Source organism: Streptomyces sp. NPDC042201, assembly GCF_055582185.1.
Window position 1 is genome coordinate 384,801 of sequence record NZ_JBVJDS010000003.1, and the last position, 16,410, is coordinate 401,210.

10 protein-coding genes and 2 pseudogenes are annotated in these 16,410 nt (G+C 69.9%); 6 read left to right on the plus strand and 6 right to left on the minus strand.

The window, feature by feature from the left end:
* Positions 1-55 precede the first annotated feature (55 nt).
* Positions 56-1,840: a glycoside hydrolase family 13 protein gene (locus ACZ6MZ_RS09215; RefSeq protein WP_469350731.1), complete on the plus strand. Its 1,785-nt coding sequence runs from the start codon at positions 56-58 to the stop codon at positions 1,838-1,840.
* 87 nt (positions 1,841-1,927) lie between these two features.
* Here the strand turns inward: ACZ6MZ_RS09215 and ACZ6MZ_RS09220 are convergent, their stop codons facing one another.
* Entirely contained in the window at positions 1,928-2,293 is a 366-nt protein-coding gene (locus ACZ6MZ_RS09220) for a DUF805 domain-containing protein (RefSeq protein ID WP_469351113.1), read from the minus strand.
* Positions 2,294-2,570: 277 nt separating this feature from the next.
* On the minus strand, positions 2,571-5,015 hold the full coding sequence (locus ACZ6MZ_RS09225) for a SpoIIE family protein phosphatase (RefSeq protein WP_469350732.1): 2,445 nt from the start codon (positions 5,013-5,015) through the stop codon (positions 2,571-2,573).
* A 468-nt stretch (positions 5,016-5,483) separates the two neighbouring features.
* Here ACZ6MZ_RS09225 and ACZ6MZ_RS09230 point away from each other — a divergent pair, with 468 nt between their 5' ends.
* The 4 genes from ACZ6MZ_RS09230 (at position 5,484) to ACZ6MZ_RS09245 (ending at position 12,456) form a co-directional block, all read left to right on the plus strand.
* Positions 5,484-6,440: a hypothetical protein gene (locus ACZ6MZ_RS09230; RefSeq protein WP_469350734.1), complete on the plus strand. Its 957-nt coding sequence runs from the start codon at positions 5,484-5,486 to the stop codon at positions 6,438-6,440.
* A 177-nt stretch (positions 6,441-6,617) separates the two neighbouring features.
* Entirely contained in the window at positions 6,618-7,586 is a 969-nt protein-coding gene (locus tag ACZ6MZ_RS09235; protein WP_384329256.1) for a sugar phosphate isomerase/epimerase family protein, read from the plus strand.
* 168 nt (positions 7,587-7,754) lie between these two features.
* A complete protein-coding gene (locus ACZ6MZ_RS09240; RefSeq protein WP_469350736.1) occupies positions 7,755-11,054 on the plus strand; it encodes a PQQ-dependent sugar dehydrogenase in 3,300 nt (1,099 codons plus the stop codon).
* Between the two features lie 229 nt (positions 11,055-11,283).
* Positions 11,284-12,456, plus strand: coding sequence for an ROK family transcriptional regulator (locus ACZ6MZ_RS09245; protein ID WP_469350738.1), 1,173 nt, complete (start codon positions 11,284-11,286; stop codon positions 12,454-12,456).
* A 16-nt stretch (positions 12,457-12,472) separates the two neighbouring features.
* Here the strand turns inward: ACZ6MZ_RS09245 and ACZ6MZ_RS09250 are convergent.
* The 4 genes and pseudogenes from ACZ6MZ_RS09250 to ACZ6MZ_RS09265 all read right to left on the minus strand — a co-directional run.
* A pseudogene (locus ACZ6MZ_RS09250) lies at positions 12,473-12,617 on the minus strand (IS3-like element ISRhosp1 family transposase); the annotation flags it as partial.
* Between the two features lie 252 nt (positions 12,618-12,869).
* The gene (locus tag ACZ6MZ_RS09255) at positions 12,870-14,090 is read right to left on the minus strand and encodes a serine hydrolase domain-containing protein (protein ID WP_469350739.1); all 1,221 of its coding nucleotides are present in this window, start codon (positions 14,088-14,090) and stop codon (positions 12,870-12,872) included.
* Between the two features lie 319 nt (positions 14,091-14,409).
* Positions 14,410-14,973: an MFS transporter gene (locus ACZ6MZ_RS09260; RefSeq protein WP_469351114.1), complete on the minus strand. Its 564-nt coding sequence runs from the start codon at positions 14,971-14,973 to the stop codon at positions 14,410-14,412.
* Positions 14,974-15,142: 169 nt separating this feature from the next.
* Positions 15,143-15,910 (minus strand): annotated as a pseudogene (locus ACZ6MZ_RS09265) (transposase).
* Positions 15,911-15,982: 72 nt separating this feature from the next.
* Here ACZ6MZ_RS09265 and ACZ6MZ_RS09270 point away from each other — a divergent pair.
* Positions 15,983-16,369: a hypothetical protein gene (locus ACZ6MZ_RS09270; RefSeq protein ID WP_469350740.1), complete on the plus strand. Its 387-nt coding sequence runs from the start codon at positions 15,983-15,985 to the stop codon at positions 16,367-16,369.
* Positions 16,370-16,410 lie beyond the last annotated feature (41 nt).

Sequence of the window (16,410 nt, forward strand, 5' to 3'; positions counted from 1 at the left end):
GCCGGTCGAATGACAGGCTCGGAGCCGGGCGCCCGCGCCCGTACGCGGTCAAGGGATGATCGCACCGCATCCTTTCATCCCAGCACGTGAGGTATCTGTGACTCAGCACGCGTTCCCGGACGGCAACGGAAGCGGCCACGGCGGCCATCGCGACTGGTGGCGGGAGTCCGTCGTCTACCAGGTCTACGTCCCCAGCTTCGCGGACGCCGACGGTGACGGCATGGGCGATCTCCGGGGGATCGCCGACCGGCTCGGCCATGTCGCGGAACTCGGCGCGGACGCCGTCTGGCTCACGCCGTTCTACCGCTCCCCGCTGGCCGACGGCGGCTACGACGTCGCCGACTATCGGGACGTCGACCCGCGCCACGGCACCCTGGACGACTTCCGCGCGCTCCTCGGCCGGGCCAGGGCGCTCGGCCTGCGCACCATCGTCGACATCGTGCCCAACCACTGCTCCGACCAGCACCCGTGGTTCGTCGAGGCCCTGGCGGCCGCCCCCGGCTCGGCCGCGCGCGACCGGTTCGTCTTCCGGGACGGCAGTGGTCCCGACGGCGGTGAGCCGCCCGCCGACTGGCAGTCCAAGTTCGGCGGCGCCGCGTGGACGCGTGTCCCCGACGGCCAGTGGTACATGCATATATTCGCCGCCGAGCAGCCCGACCTGAACTGGGAGAACCCCGAGGTCGTCGCCGATTTCGAGCGCACCCTGCGGTTCTGGCTGGACCTGGGGGTCGACGGCTTCCGTATCGATGTCGCCCACGGACTGCGCAAGGACCTCACCCCGCCGCTGCGCGACACCCGGGGCGGCGACACCGCGCCTCTCAACTCCCCGCCCAGCGGCGAGAACCACCCCTTCTGGGACCGCGACGAGGTGCATGAGATCTACCGCTCCTGGCGGAAGATCACCGACTCCTACGCACCGCCCCGGATCATGGTCGCGGAGGCGGGGGTCAGCGCCGGCAGGCTCCCGCTCTACACCCGGCCCGACGAGCTCCACCAAGCCTTCAACTTCTTCCATCTGCGCTGTCCCTGGGACGCCGGCTCCTTCCGGAGTGTCATCGACGCCTCCCTCGCCGGCGCGGCACCCACCGGCGCGCTGCCGACCTGGGTGCTGTCCAACCACGACGTCGTACGCCACCGCTCCCGCTACGGGCTGCCCGAGGGCACCGACCTCCGGGCCTGGCTGCTGACCGACGGCCGCGAACCCGCCGTCGACGAAGAGCGGGGCCGCCGCCGTGCCCGCGCCGCCGCGCTGCTGACCCTGGCGCTGCCCGGCACGACGTACCTCTACCAGGGCGAGGAACTGGGCCTGCCGGAGGTGGCCGACCTGCCCGCGGACGCGCTGCGCGACCCGATGTGGGAGCGCACCGGACACGGGGTGAAGGGCCGGGACGGCTGTCGGGTGCCGCTGCCGTGGACCAGGACCGGATCTTCGTACGGCTTCGGTCCCGGCGGCAGCTGGCTGCCGCAGCCCGACGGCTGGGGCGAGTGGTCGGTCGAGGCGCAGACCGGCCGGCCGGACTCCTTCCTGGAGCTGTACCGTACGGCGCTGACCCTGCGCCGCCGCTACCTCGGCGACGAGAGCTTCGCCTGGCTGCCGTCGGCCCCGGGCGAGCTGGCCTTCCGCAAGGGCGCGGGGCTGGAGTGCCGGGTCAACCTCTCCGACGAGCCGCTGCCGCTGCCCGCCGGGGTGGAACCGCTGCTGGCCAGCGGCGAATTGGTCGGGGCCGAATTGGTCGGGGCCGAACCGGCCGGGGTGCTGCTGCCGCCGGACACGGCCGTCTGGGTGGACGCCGACGGCGCCGGCGACAGCAGAGACACCAGGGACGCCAGGGACGCCTGACCGGAGCGCGCCGCAGGAGCGGCGGCCGGTACGAGACGACACATGCCCGTCAGCCGAGTGCTGACGGGCATGCGTGGTACAGCGGGGTTACGGCTGCGGGTACGCCTGAACCTGCTTGGGGTTCTGGCCGTACGCGTTCGGGTTCTGGTCACCCTCGCTGGCGAGGAAGACGATCAGGATGATCGCTCCGACGAGGGGGATCGCGCCTATCAGGATCCACCAACCGGTCTTGCCGGTGTCGTGCAGCCGGCGCACGAATACGGCGAGGCTGGGAATGAGCACGGCGAGGAGGTAGAGCAGGATGAGGATGCTGCTCAGCCCGACCACAGCGTCGATGATCCCCACGACGATGGCGATGGCGGAATTGATGAGGAAGAACATCCAGTATTCCTGGCGACGCGCCCGCCCGCTGAATCCCGCGTAGTTCTTCAGAACATTGACGTACCAGTTCACTGCGTCCCCCAAGGCCCGCGAAAGATGACCTGCCCTCATGGATCAAGCCAGGAGGCAGAACATATGTGGCTTGAACTGCACGGGTCAAATCCAAACCGTGACAGTGGCCACAAAGATAGGGGACGTGGGGTGTCATGAGCCAGGCCGTGAGGAACCGGGCGAAAGCACGCGGACGCCCGGCGGACTCCATCACGGGTGCGCCCAAGGGGAGTTCAGACGTTCTCACCGGGTGTGACGAGGACGCCGGCCGCCACCGCGGCGCGCGGACCGCGCCCGGTCAGCCGCCCGTCACCGGGAGGGTCTGCTCGGCCCAGATGGTCTTGCCGCCCGTGCCCTGGCGGGTGCCCCAGCTCTGGGTGAGCTGAGCCACCAGGAGCAGGCCGCGGCCGCCTTCGTCGAAGACGCGCGCCCGGCGCAGATGCGGGGCGGTGTTACTGCCGTCGGAGACTTCGCAGATGAGGCTGCGGTCGTGGATCAGGCGCAGCTGAACAGGTGCCTCGGCGTGCCGGATGGCGTTCGTGACCAGCTCGCTGACCACCAGTTCCGTGGTGAAGATGGCGTCTTCCAGCCCCCAGGCGGTCAGCTGGGCGGAGGCGATCTTGCGTGCCTCGCCCACGACGGTGGGATCGCAGTCCAGCTGCCAGGTGGCCACCTGGCTCGCGTCGAGCGCCCGGGTGCGGGCGAGGAGCAGGGCGACGTCGTCGGCGGGGTGGCTGGGGAGCAGTGTCTTGAGCACCGTGTCGCAGGTGTCCTCAAGGGGAGCGGACGGATGAGACAGGGCCGTGCGCAGCGCGTCCAGCGTCTGGTCGAGGTCCCGCTCGCGCGACTGGATGAGTCCGTTGGTGTAGAGGGCGAGCAGGCTGCCCTCCGGCAGTTCCACCTCGGCGGTCTCGAAGGGCAGGTTGCCCAGGCCGAGTGGCGGTCCTGCGGGCAGGTCGAGGAATTCCACGGTCCCGTCGGGGCTGACCATCGCGGGCTGCGGGTGCCCGGCACGGGCCAGCGAACAGCGGCGGGAGACCGGGTCGTAGACCGCGTACAAGCAGGTGGCGCCGACATCGCCGGTAATCTCCGCCACCGTGCCCGCGCTCTGCCCGCTGCCCGCTTCCGCCGACAGATGGTTGACGAGGTCGTCGAGGTGGGTGAGCAGCTCATCGGGGGGAAGGTCGACATCGGCCAGGGTGCGCACCGCCGTACGCAGGCGTCCCATCGTGGCCGACGCCTGGACGCCGTGTCCGACCACATCGCCCACGACCAGGGCGACCCGTGCGCTGGACAGCGGGATCACATCGAACCAGTCGCCTCCCACCCCCACCCCGGAGTCGGCGGGGAGGTAGCGGACGGCGACCTCGACCGCCGTGTGCTCAGGGAGCGCCCGGGGCAGCAGGCTGCGCTGCAGGGTCAGCGCGGTCTCGCGTTCGCGGGTGTAGCGGCGGGCGTTGTCGATGCAGACGGCCGCCCTGGCCGTGATCTCCTCGGCGAGGAGCAGGTCGTCCCGTTCGAAGGACTCCGGGCGCCGGTGGCGGGTGAAGGCGGCCACGCCGAGGGTGGTGCCACGGGCGCGCAACGGGACGGCCATGGTCGAGTGGATGCCGAACTCACGGAGCTTGGCGGCCCGTTCGGGATCCCCCTGCGCCCACTGGACGGCGGCGGGGTCCGCCACATTGCTGATCAGTCCCTGCCCGGTGACCAGACACTCGGCCGTGGGCGAGTGATCCGGGTAGGCGCCCATCTCGCCGATCTCTACCACGGCTTCGGGGCACCCCTCGAAGATCGACCGGCAGGCGACGCGTCGCAGCATGACGCGGGCGCCCGGCGCCCCGGTGGCCGGCTCCTTGTCGTTGCCGACGGTGGGGAGCAGATCCACGCTGACGAGGTCGGCGAGATCAGGGACCGCCACATCCGCCAGCTCCTGCGCCGTGCGGACTATGTCCAGGGTGGTGCCGATACGGACGCTGGCCTCGTTGAGCAGGAGCAGCCGCCGCTGGGCCGTCTGCTGCGTGGTCATGTCGTGCGCCGCCAGGATCACGCCTCGTGTCCTGCCGCCCCGGTCCCGCAGCGGGGCGAGCGAGAGCGACCAGGCGAGCTCGTGCTGATGGCCGGCCAGGCGCATGGAGAATTCGAGCTGCTGCGGTTCGCCGGTCTCCAGCACCAGCCGCATGTGGCGCTCGGCGTTGTCGCCCTCGGGCCCCGGCACCATCTCCGGTACCCGCAGCCCGCGCATCTCGGCCTCCGGGAGGCCCAGTACGCGTTCCATGTCGTCGTTCATGCGGAGCAGCCGCAGACGCGTGTCGTAGACCGCCATCGCACACGGGGACTGGACGAAGGACCGCTCGATCAGCTTCTCGGCCTCGGGGTCCTGCGCCGGGGCCGGGGGAGAGACGAGAAACCACTCGGTGGTTCCGTCGTCCGTGGTGCGCCGATGGGCCAGCAGAGGTACGTCCAGACGGACGCCGTCGCGGCGCAGCAGCGTCGCCTTCCCGTGCCACCTGCTCAGATTGTCCAGGTCGCGAGGGGGCTCCGGGCTCGTCCCGTCGGCGAGCAGCTCGGCGGCGGGCCGTCCCACGATCTCCGCGGGCCGGTGGCCGAGCAGCTCGCGGGCCCCTTCGCTCCACGCGGTCACGATGCCCCGCGAGTCGATGGTGGCCGTCGCGGTGGGCGCCTCGTCGACGTGGTCGTTCGACCGGACGGGCGGGTCGTTCCGCGCGGAGCCCGGTCGTCTCATCGTCGCTCATCTCGCTCTGCCTGGACCTGGCCGCCAGAGACGAGGCCGCCCCGGCGGCGCCAGTAAATACCGGCCTCTCAAGTATGTCATTAGCGACACGTAAGGATATGTCTGGAAAACGCGACAAGCGCTCGGCGTCCCAGGTCTTTTGATGAATCATAGGAAAGTTTCATCGGTTCGTACCGAACCTCTGGACAGCCCCCACGCCGCGCTCTAATGTCTCGGCCCACCGGATGAATGTTTCGTCGCGGTAACACCGCATCCGCTCGGCGCTCGCTCGAACGCCGTTCATCTCACGAGTCTTTCCACGTCTCTCCCCCCACGGCCGGGCCACCGCCCGTCCCGAGGCGCTGCGCGATCGTCCGTCGTGGCGGTCGCAGCTCACGCACTGTGCAGCACCCCCGTCGAAGCACGGGGACTCCGGCCGGGTCACCGACACGGCCGTGACCGCAGCGGAAGGGAAGCGACATGAAGATCCGTACGTTCATCGCCACAGCCTCACTGCTGGCCTCCGGGGGCCTGATGGCTTTCTCCGGCTCCGCCCAGGCGGCTCTCTACACCACCTGTGTCGGTGACGGCGGGGCCGTGACCGTCAACAACGACCTGGTCGTACCGGCCGGGAAGTCGTGCACCCTGACGGGCACGAAGGTCAAGGGGACGGTGACGGTCGAGGCCGGAGCCGACCTCGTGGCCGCGGGCGCCACCTTCAACGGCGCGGTCAATGTCGAGGGGAACGCCTATCTGGACCTCACCGACACCACGGTGAAGGGCGCGCTGACCACCCGGGCCGCCTTCGGCGCGCATCTGGAGAACAGCAGCGTGAAGGGCGGCGTCACCGCCACCCAGGGGTTTGTCTACGCGGTCGACTCGGCGCTCAGCGGGAGCGTCAGCGCCGAGTCCGGTGAGCTGTACGTCTCGGGAAGCACCCTCAGCGGCTCGCTGACCGGCGTCGGGAACCAGTACACCGATGTGTACGACAGCACCGTCAAGGGGGCGCTCACCGTGAGCGGGAACACCCTCGGCGGGGTCCTCTGCGCCAGTGAGGTGTACGGCGCCGCGGAGTACCGGGGCAACTCCGACACGCTTCAGCTCGGCGGCGAGGGCCTGCTCGGATCCTGCGCAGGCGCCACCTACTTCGGCGGCGACGTCTCGGTGACCGACAACACCGCGAACGCCGTCCTGGACAACGCGATCGTCCGCGGCGGGCTTACCGCCACCGGGAACACCCCCGTACTCGTGGTGGGTGACCTGGCGCGCATCCGTGGCACGGTCACCGGAGAGACCGCCGCCGCCGGTGCGTCGGCCGCCCGCTCGGCCAAGAAGGCAGCGCCGCAGGACCGCGGGAACGACCTCGCGGGGAAGGCCGCGCAGCGCGCCGCCGAGGCACGGGCCGACGCCCACGAGGCGGGCACGTCCCGCCTCTGACGCCGGACCGAACCGGCCCGCGACGGCGGCCGGTTCCCCCCTCCGCCGTTCGTCACCTCTGCCTCCATCCCCTCCTCCACCGTCCCCCGACGGCACCATCGCGGCGCGCGCCGCCCGGGCAGTCCCAGCCGTGCGCCCCGGCCTTCCCCCTCTTCGCCTCATTCCCCAGGAGTGACCGTGAGCCATCTCCGCAAATCCTTCGACCGCAGGGATTTCCTGCGCGCCACCGTGGGCACCACCGTGGCGCTCGCCGCCGCCTCCGTCACCGGAGCCGCGGCGACCTCCGCCGCCGCCGCGCCGAGCGGTCTGTCCATTCCCAAGGACCGCATCGGCATCCAGCTCTACAGCATCCGCGACAAGGTCAGTTCGCTCGGCTTCGCCGTCGTCCTCGCCGAACTGGCCCGGATCGGCTACCGCGAGATCGAGTTCGCCGGATACACCCAGTCCACCTCCATCCTCGGCCGGCAGATCACCGTCCAGGAGATCCGGCGACTGCTCGACGACCACGGGCTGCGCGCGGTCGGCAGCCATGTCGGCATCGGCAACCTGCGCACCAACCTCCAGGCCGAGCTGGACGCCGCGGAGATCCTCGGCATGCCCCATCTGGGAACCGCCAACGCGCCGTCGAACAGCAACACCGTCGCGGGCTATCTGGCCGCCGCCGAGGAGTTCAACACCTGGGGCGCCGCGGCGACCGCGCGCGGCCTCAAGCTCTACCAGCACAACCACGCGGGCGAGTTCGCCTTCGCCACCGACCAGCCCTCGGTCCGGCTGTACGACGTCTTCCTCAAGAACACCGATCCCCGCCATGTCTACCTGGAGCTGGACATCTACTGGGCGTACGTAGGCCAGTACCGCTGGCCCGGATTCGACCCGGCCGCCTATGTGCGCAACCAGCCCTACCGCTACCCGCTGTTCCACATGAAGGACGGCGACGCCAACGCGTCGAACGCCAACGGCTTCGACATCGTCGAGTTCGGTGCCGGGGACCTGCCGTACGAAAAGTTCATCCGCGACATCGGTCCCCGCGCCGCGCACATCGGCATCTGGGAGCAGGACACCGCTCCCAACACCCTGCCCAACCCGCCCGGTTCGCTCGGCGCGGCGGAGCGCAGCTTCGTGGCGCTCAAGGGACTCCTCGGCTGAGCGAGCCCCACCAGGCTGAGTGAGCCCCACCAGGCCCCGCCCCTCGGAGGCCCCGCGGGCAGTTTCCCCCCGATGTCCGGCACCGGCCGCCGGTGCCGGACACCGGGGCACGCCCCGCCGCCTCCGCGCCCGCTCCTGACCCGCCAGCGACCGAGGAGACGCATCACCGTGAACCGCACCCTGAGACGCCTGATCGCAGGTGTCCTGCTCGCGGCACTGCCCGCGCTGGGAGGCGTGGCCGTCGCGCCTGCCGCCCAGGCGCACGAAGACCACGAACACGCCCTGGACTGGGCGAACTACGAGAAGGTCACCCTGACGAAGGACACCGGCGAGCCGATCGACCTCGCCGTGCTGCCCGACAGCCGGGTGCTGCACACCGCCCGCAACGGCGACGTACGGCTCACCGACCCGGGCACCGGCGTCACCAAGGTCGTCAACCACGTCGATGTGTACCAGAACTCCGAAATGGGGTTGCAGACGGTCACACTGGACCCGGACTTCGCCACCAACAAGTGGGTCTACCTCTACTACTCGCCGCCGCTCAACACCCCGGCCGGCTCCGCCCCGCTCCAGCTTCCCGCCGGGCAGGACGACTCGTACTGGAAGCAGTGGGAGGGCTACGACACCCTCACCCGTTTCAAGTGGACCGGCGACAAGCTCGACCTCTCCACCGCTCAGGAGATCATCCGGGTCGACGTCAACCGCGGCCAGTGCTGCCATGTCGCCGGGGACGTGGACTTCGACGCGGAGGGCAGGCTCTACCTCGCCACCGGGGGCAACACCCCGGCGTCCGGCCCGAACGTCAGCGGCTACACACCGATCAACGACGCGGCCGGCTACAACCCCGGCCTCGACGAGCGCCGCGGCTCCGGCAGCACCAACGACCTGCGGGGCAAGATCCTGCGGATCGACGTCCAGGAGGACGGCAGTTACACCGTCCCGGACGGAAACCTCTTCGCCCCGGGCACGGCCAAGACCCGTCCCGAGATCTTCGTGATGGGCCTGCGCAACCCCTTCCGGCTGGCGGTGGACCGGGCGACCGGCGCCGTGATGTGGGGCGACTACGGCCCTGACGCCGGAACCGCCGACCCGAACCGCGGGCCGATGGGGTACGTCGAATGGCAGACCACCACCAAGGCCATGAACAGCGGCTGGCCGTTCTGCACGGGTGACAACAGCAAGCCCTACCGGGACTTCGACTTCGCCACCCTCACCCCGGGCCCCGCCTTCGACTGCGCCGCGCCGGTCAACGACTCCCGCTGGAACACCGGCCTGTCCGCGCTGCCCGCCGCCACCGCGGCCACGCTCTGGTACGGGGACCGGGACACCGACCAGCCGTGGCCCGAACTGACCGCGTTCCGCGGTCCCGGCGGCCCGGGCGGCCAGGCCCCGATGGGCGGCCCGGTCTACCACTACGACGCGGACAACCCGTCCCCGGGCAAGTTCCCCGAGTACTGGGACGGCAAGGCGTTCATGGCGGAGTTCTCCCAGGACTACGTCGCCGCCCTCACCCTCGAAGGACCCAACGGCCCCGTCAGCAAACTGGAGAACGTCCTCCCCAACAGCCAGCGGTCCCAGAACGGCATACCGCCCTGGGACAACCCGATGGACCTGGAGTTCGGCCCCGACGGCGCGCTCTACGTCCTCGACTACGGCGACGGCTTCTTCCGTCAGAACCCCGACGCGGGGCTCTACCGGATCGACTACGCCGAGGGCAACAAGGCGCCCACCGCCGTGGTCAAGGCCGACCCGACCTCGGGCCAGGCCCCGCTCACGGTCTCCTTCAGCGCCACCGGCTCCAGCGACCCGGAGGACGGCGCCCTCACCTATCAGTGGGACCTCGACGGTGACGGCACCTTCGACGCCACCGGCCCCACGGCCACCCGTACCTATCCGGAGAACGGCCAGTTCCAGGCCCGGCTGAAGGTCTCCGATCCCCAGGGCAAGTCGGGGCTGGCGAGCCGTCAGATCACCGTGGGCAACACGGCGCCGACCATACGGATCACCTCGCCGCCCGACGGCGGGTTCTTCCAGTGGGGCGACGCCGTCCCGTACGGGATCGCCGTCGAGGACCCTGAGGACGGCTCCACGATCGACTGCGCCAAGGTCGCCTGGACCTTCGGCCTCGGGCACAACCAGCACGGCCACCCGGTCAACAGCGGCACCGGCTGCTCGGGCGCCGTCCTGACCCCGACCGACGCGGGACACGGAGACACCGAGAACGTCTTCGGAGTCCTCGGCATCACCTACACCGACAAGGGCGCGAACGGCGTCCCGCCGGCGACCGGTGACGCCCAAGTGGTGCTCAACCCGGCCCTGATGCAGGCCGAGCACTACGACGTCGCGGAGGGAGTCACGATCGCGGACGACACCACCGCGTCCGGACAGCGCAAGCTGACCTCCTTCGACGCGGGCGACTGGATCGCCTACGACCCGGTGTCGTTCGCCGGGATCACCGGAGTGCGGACCCGCGCCACCGGCGCCGGCACCCTGGCCCTGCGCTGGAACTCCACCGACGCGGAGCCGTTCGCCACCGTGCCCGTACCGGCGGGGGAGGGCTGGCAGACCGTCACCACCGGTCTGCCGTCGCCTCCTTCGGGGACCGGCCGGGTGTACGTCACCACCTCGGGCGGCGTCGAACTGGACTCCCTGACGTTCCAGGGCGCGGGCGTGGCGGACAAGACCGCGCCCAAGGTGACCGCCACCCTCAACCCGCCCCGGCCGAACGGGGACGACGGCTGGTACACCAGCACCGTGTCGCTGGCCGTCGCGGCCACCGACAACGGGACGGTCGCCAGCCGTCAGTACTCGGTCGACGGCGGCACGACCTGGCTGTCGGCGAACTCCGCCGTCACCCTGTCGGCGGAGGGCGCCACCACCGTCCGCTACCGGGCGACCGACAACGGCGGCAATGTCTCCGAGGTGGGCACGCTCACCGTACGGATCGACCGCACCGGACCCACGGTGACGGTCACCGGCCTGGACGCCGACGGCGCGTACGGGGACTCCCAGCGTCCGACGCCGGTCGTCACGGCCGCCGACACGGTCTCCGGCCGGGCCACCGCGACCATCGCGCTGGACGGGACGGCGATCACCTCGGGGCGTGCGCTGGAGCTGTGGCGGCTGCCGCTGGGAGGCCATGACCTCACGGTCACGGCCCGGGACGCGGCCGGCAACACCACCACGAAGACCGTGCGCTTCACCACGCGTACGTCCTTCGAGGACCTCGGCACACTGATCACACGGCTGCGGGCCGACGGCCTGATCACGGCGCAGGGCGAGCAGCGGCTGACCGTCCGGCTCGACCAGGCACGGGCGCACGCCTCGGCGGGCCGCACCAGCCAGGCCGCGGCCGTCCTGGAGTCGTTCGCCGGCTCCGCGGGCGACATCGCGCTGGTACCGGACGGGGCGGCGGGCGCCGCCCTGGCCCGGGACGCGCGGGCGCTGAAGGGAGGCCGGGCCGGCTGACCCCGGACGAACGGAACTGCCCCGCTCTCACCGGCGGGGCAGTTCTGTTCCCGGATCCCGGCGCTCATATGAAGCCAAGTTGCGTCGTCCAGCGCGCAACTTTTGGTGTTCTGTGGAAAAGTTGCCGGAAGTCACCGGTGGCCGCGCGGGCAAGGGCCCACGGGGCGGTGCCGTGCCCCGCTCCGGCTCCCCGCGGTGACGGCCGAAGGTGCCCAGAGGAAGTGAGTCTGTGAACATCCAGTACCACGTACTGAGCCTGCTGCGGGACAACGGCCCACTGTCCCGCGCCCAGCTCTCGGACCGGCTCGAGGTGCCGCGCCCGCGGCTGCTCGCCGAACTCGACCGGATGATCGCCGCCGGACGGGTCCGGGAGGCGGGTCCGGCCGCCTCGCGCGGCGGCCGGCGCTCCACCCTCGTGGAGCTCGACCCCGGGGTCCGGTTCGCCGCCGTCGACCTGGGCGCCAGCTCCATAGACATCGAGATCACCGACGGCGGGCTCGTGCCCGTGGCCTCCTGCTCGGAGGCCGCCGACATCCGCTCGGGGCCGGTCGCCGTACTGGGCCGCGTCAGCGAGCTCCTGCACGCGATGGCCGCCGAGGGCCACTGCGAGCGGCTCGACGCCATCGGCATCGGCCTCCCGGGGCCGGTCAGCTTCCGCGAGGGCGTGCCCGTCTCGCCGCCGATCATGGTGGGCTGGAACCGCTACCCGGTACGCGACACCCTCGCCCGCGAGCACGGCTGCCCCGTGGTGGTCGACAACGACGTCAATGTGATGTCCCTCGGGGAGCAGCACAGCGGGGTCGCGAGGACCGTCGATCATCTGCTCTTCGTGAAGATCGGCACCGGTATCGGCTCCGGCATGCAGCACCACGGCCGGATCTACCGCGGCGCGGAGGGATGCGCCGGCGACATCGGACATGTCCAGGTCGAGGCCGAGGCCGACGGACCGATCTGTTCCTGCGGGAACACCGGCTGCCTGGAGGCGTACTTCGGCGGGGTGGCACTGGCCAGGGACGCCACGGAAGCCGCACAGTCCGGCCAGTCACCCGCCCTCGCCGAACGGCTCGAAGCCCGTGGAACACTGTCCGCCCTGGATGTCGCCGAGTGCGCCGTCGGCGGCGACAACGCGAGCGTCAACCTCGTCAGAGCCGGCGGCCACCGGGTCGGACAGGTTCTCGCCACACTCGTCAGTTTCATGAACCCGTCGATGATCGTGATCGGCGGCGGACTGTCGGGACTCGGCTATCCCCTGCTCGCCGAGATCCGCAGCGTCGTATACAAACGCTCACTCCCGCTCGCCACCGGGAATCTGCCGATCGTCATGTCCGAACTCGGCTCCCGCGCGGGAGTCGTGGGCGCGGCACTCCTGGCTAGCGAACTCGCCTACGGCGAGGAGACCTGACCGGGAAAATGGCTGGCAGCCTCGTCTGCGCCTTGGAAGTCCAGCGCCGTCCGGGGAGCAACTCCTGCTTGAGGCCCTGGACGAACGACTCGGCCAGAGCATTGACAGTCGTAGCTCGATCCGACGCGTCCCATGCTGCGGCGGATGCCCTGCCGTCGGCAGGCGGCGGCCCGCACAGACCGCGCGTCGACGATCCCCGCCGTGGGCTCGGCCTCACGGCCCTCAGGCAGGCACCGGCAGCAGCGGCCGAACTGCCGCCCGCCCTGTCCTCATGCGCGTACCGCCGGAAGACCACCCGACCAGGAACCCCGTTCGGCTCACACGTTCCAAGATCGGTGCTCTTGACGATCACGATGTAGTGGGCGCCCCGTGCGGTGAGGTACTGAGCGTGCTCACGTTGTGTGCGCATCGTGCTATTTCTGGTCGGCGGCGCAGAGTTCCTGGTCCATCAGGGTGCGTTGTGCTTGCTCGGTGGAGAGGTCGGCCGCGCCGTCGCCGGTTGTCTCCAGTACGACGATGCGTCGGCCGTCGGCGCTGATGCCGTCGCGGGTCGTGTAGCCGGGGAGGTCGCCTCCGTGACCGTAGTAGGCGCCGCCGCAGGACAGCGAGATCCTCGTCAGGCCCAGTCCGTAGCTCGCGCCAGGCCCCAGGACGTCCAGGGCCGGGGCCCGTACGGTCGTCTTCATCTCGGCCAGCTGCGCCGGGCGCAGGAGCTTGCCGCCCAGGAGCGCGGAGTAGAACCTGGCCAGATCGGCGGTTGTGCTGATCATGCCGCCGGCAGCGTCGGCGGCGGAGGGATTGAGGTCGGTGACATCGATGGTGGGGCCGGTTTCGTAGAAGTTGGAGTAGCCGTGCAGGTGGTCGCCAGGGATGTGGGGGTCGGTGGTCGGGGCGAGGGTGCGGCGCAGGTGGAGGGGCCGGAGGATGCGTCGGGTTACCTCTTGCTGCCAGCTGTGTCCGGTGGCCTTCTCGATGATCATGCCCGCGAGGATGTAGTTGGTGTTGGAGTACCCCCAGGTAGCGCCTGATGCGAAGTCCGGCTCGTGGCGCATCGCTATCGCGACGAGTTGCTCCGGTGTCCAGGTGGTGTAGCGGTCGGCCTGGTATCCGTCCACACTGCTGACCTCGGGGAAGTCGTTGACGTAGTCGAACAGTCCGCTGGTGTGCTGCAGCAGCTGTCGTACGGTGATCTTGGTGCCGTCGTTGCCGTTTCCGGAGACCACTTCGGGCAGCCAGTGGTCGACGGTGTCGTCCAGTGACAGGCGGCCCTCGCCGACGAGTTGCAGTATCACGGTGGCGACGTAGGTCTTGGTGGCGCTGCCGATCCGGAAACCGTCGTTGGGGTTCACGGCGCGTCCGGCGGTTTTGTTGGCTTTACCGGCGGTGGCGTAGCGGGTTCCGTGCGGGCCCGTCGACTGGGCCAGGACTCCGACCGACCCGGTCCGCAGGACGGTGTTCACGTTGTCCTGCAGCCTGTTGTGACTCGGCTTCGAGGCGATCGTGGTTCGGTTCGAGGCGCCTTCCCGTGCCTGCTGGGTGCTGCCGGCGGCTTGCGTCGTAAGTCCTACGCCGGTCAGTGCGGCCACCAGTGTCGCGGCGGCGATGCGGTAGATGGTCCTGGTGCTGGGCATCATGGGTAGCGCGCTCCTTGAGGAGTGGGGCATTTCGGGTTTTTGGAACCGCTGCTGCGGTGTGTTGATCACGTTAGGAGCAAGGATCGCGGCAGGCCATGTGGCTTACGGGTCGATCCTGGGTGGTGCTACCCCCCTGGGTGTGCGTGCGGCACTCCCCACGACCGGGCGCGGACCTCGGCAGGAGGCTCGGCGTGCGGAGGGGCAGGCGTTCCGCCGTGTCCAATGTGCCGATCGCCTGCTTGCTCCGCTCTGTGCGGTCGGGGCGAGCGCGGGCGATTTGAACACAAGCCGCCTGTGGCTGGGCGGAGACGGCGGCGCTCTACGCGGTTGTACTCAGTGATGTGCCCTTGACCTGGCCGCTGGGGTACAGGATGAGCGTGGCGACGGCGCCGAGTGCGAACACGGCGGCTGCCCACCAGTAGGCGGTGGCGTAGCCGTGGACGCCGGCTTCGGCGAGGACCTGCGGCCTGTGCCGTGGGTGATCGGTCAGGTAGGTGGTGACGGCGGTGGTCGCCATGGTGTTGAACAGAGCGGTCCCGACCGAGCCGCCGATTTGCTGCATGACGTTGACCGCCGCGGATGCCACTCCGGCATCGCGCTCGTTGACTCTGTAGGTGGGCAGGCTGATGGCGGGGGCGATGGCCAGACCGGTGCCGAGTCCGGCCAGCAGTAGGGGAGGCAGGACGTTGGCGGCGTAGGTGCTGTGGAGCCCGAGGGCGGTCATCCAGATCAGGCTCGCCGCAGACAGTGCGAGGCCGAGCGGGACCACGGGCCGGGGGCCGACGCGCGGCATCAGCATGGTCGTGGTGGCGATCGAGGTGACCATCATGACGGCGCCCATGGGGAGGAACGCCAGCCCGGTGCGGATGGGGCTGTAGCCCAGGGTCTATTGCAGGTAGTAGGTCAGGAAGAGGAACACTCCGAACGTGCCGGCCCCGATCACCGCGATCGTCAGGTAGGAGGCGCCCCTGAAAAGTCCCTGGAGTGAAAGTTGTCCCGTAAGTGATCTTGGAGGCGATGTGGACGCGGAGGTCGGGGCGCGGTCGGCTCGGTTATCCGTTGAGGGCAAGGTTGTACAGGCGGACAATGCCGAGCATGGCGTGGTGGACGCCGTCGCCTTTCAAACGGCAGTCGCGGAGGATCTTCCAGCACTTCATACGGGCGAAGGTGTACTCGACGCGGGCCCGACCCCGCTTGTGGGAGCGGTTGTGTTCCTCCTTTCAAGCTGGGAGTTCCTTGCCCTTGGTGCGGCGGTGCGGGATGACGAGTCCGGTGCCCTGATAGCCGCCGTCGGCAATGGTCATGGTATGGCCGACGGCGTTCTTGGCGTCGTACTCCTTCCAGCCGCGGGAGTCATGGCGGTTGCCGGGCACGGGCCGGCCGACTACCACGACCACGCGGGTGTCGGCGTCGATGACGACCTGGTGGGAGGTGGAGTACCGATAGTTCTTGGACTGCTCGGCAATGCTGCGGTCGCGGGTGGGTAACAGGGCGCCGTCCACGATCAGCACCGCGTCCTTCGGGAACCGCTTGCGCGGCTTGAGCGCGAGCTTCGAGCCGAGGCGGTCAATGACGCGACTGGCCGCGGACTTCGACACACCGAACAATGGCGCCAGTTGCCGCGACGTCAGGTTGGTCCGCCGGTAAGCGGCGACCAGCAGTACACGGTCCGCCAGCGGTAGCCTCCACGGCCGTCCGCGACCCGGAGCGTCGGCACCCTCCCTACGCAGCTGGGTCACCAACTTGCTCAGGGCGCGCGGACTCAGCCCAGTGAACGGGGCTATCCAGGACGGCTCCGGCGCCGTGATCACACCAGCCATCCGCAGATCATTTCAGTTGCCGACGCCTCTCCCACAACTGATCCTGGGCATTGAGCAAGCAAGGGGGACAAGATGGGACTGATGCTCTTCCCGGGCGACGACGACATGGTGAGCCCGGACATTTCCTGGTCTTACACCGGCTTCAGCATGTTCAGGAAGTGGCTCGCCCAGGCCGAGGGGTTCACACTCGCTGAGATGGACGGCTTCGGCGGAGATCGCCCGTGGTGCAGCGTCTCCACCACGCTGGCGCCACTACTCAACCATCCAGACGACGACGGCCCCGACCTCACGCCCGCTCAATGCGCGGCCACGTTGCCCCGGCTGGTAGCAATTCTCGACCAACGTCAGCCTGACGACGACAGCGACCCCGTCCTCCGACGGCGCATCGAAGACGTCACTCAGTTGGTCACCGTCCTGCGGTTCTGCGTCGACAAGGACGCTGAGCTCATCTTCGGCTAGCCACGGGAGCGCGCAGGGACCTGTCGTTGAAGGGATGGCCC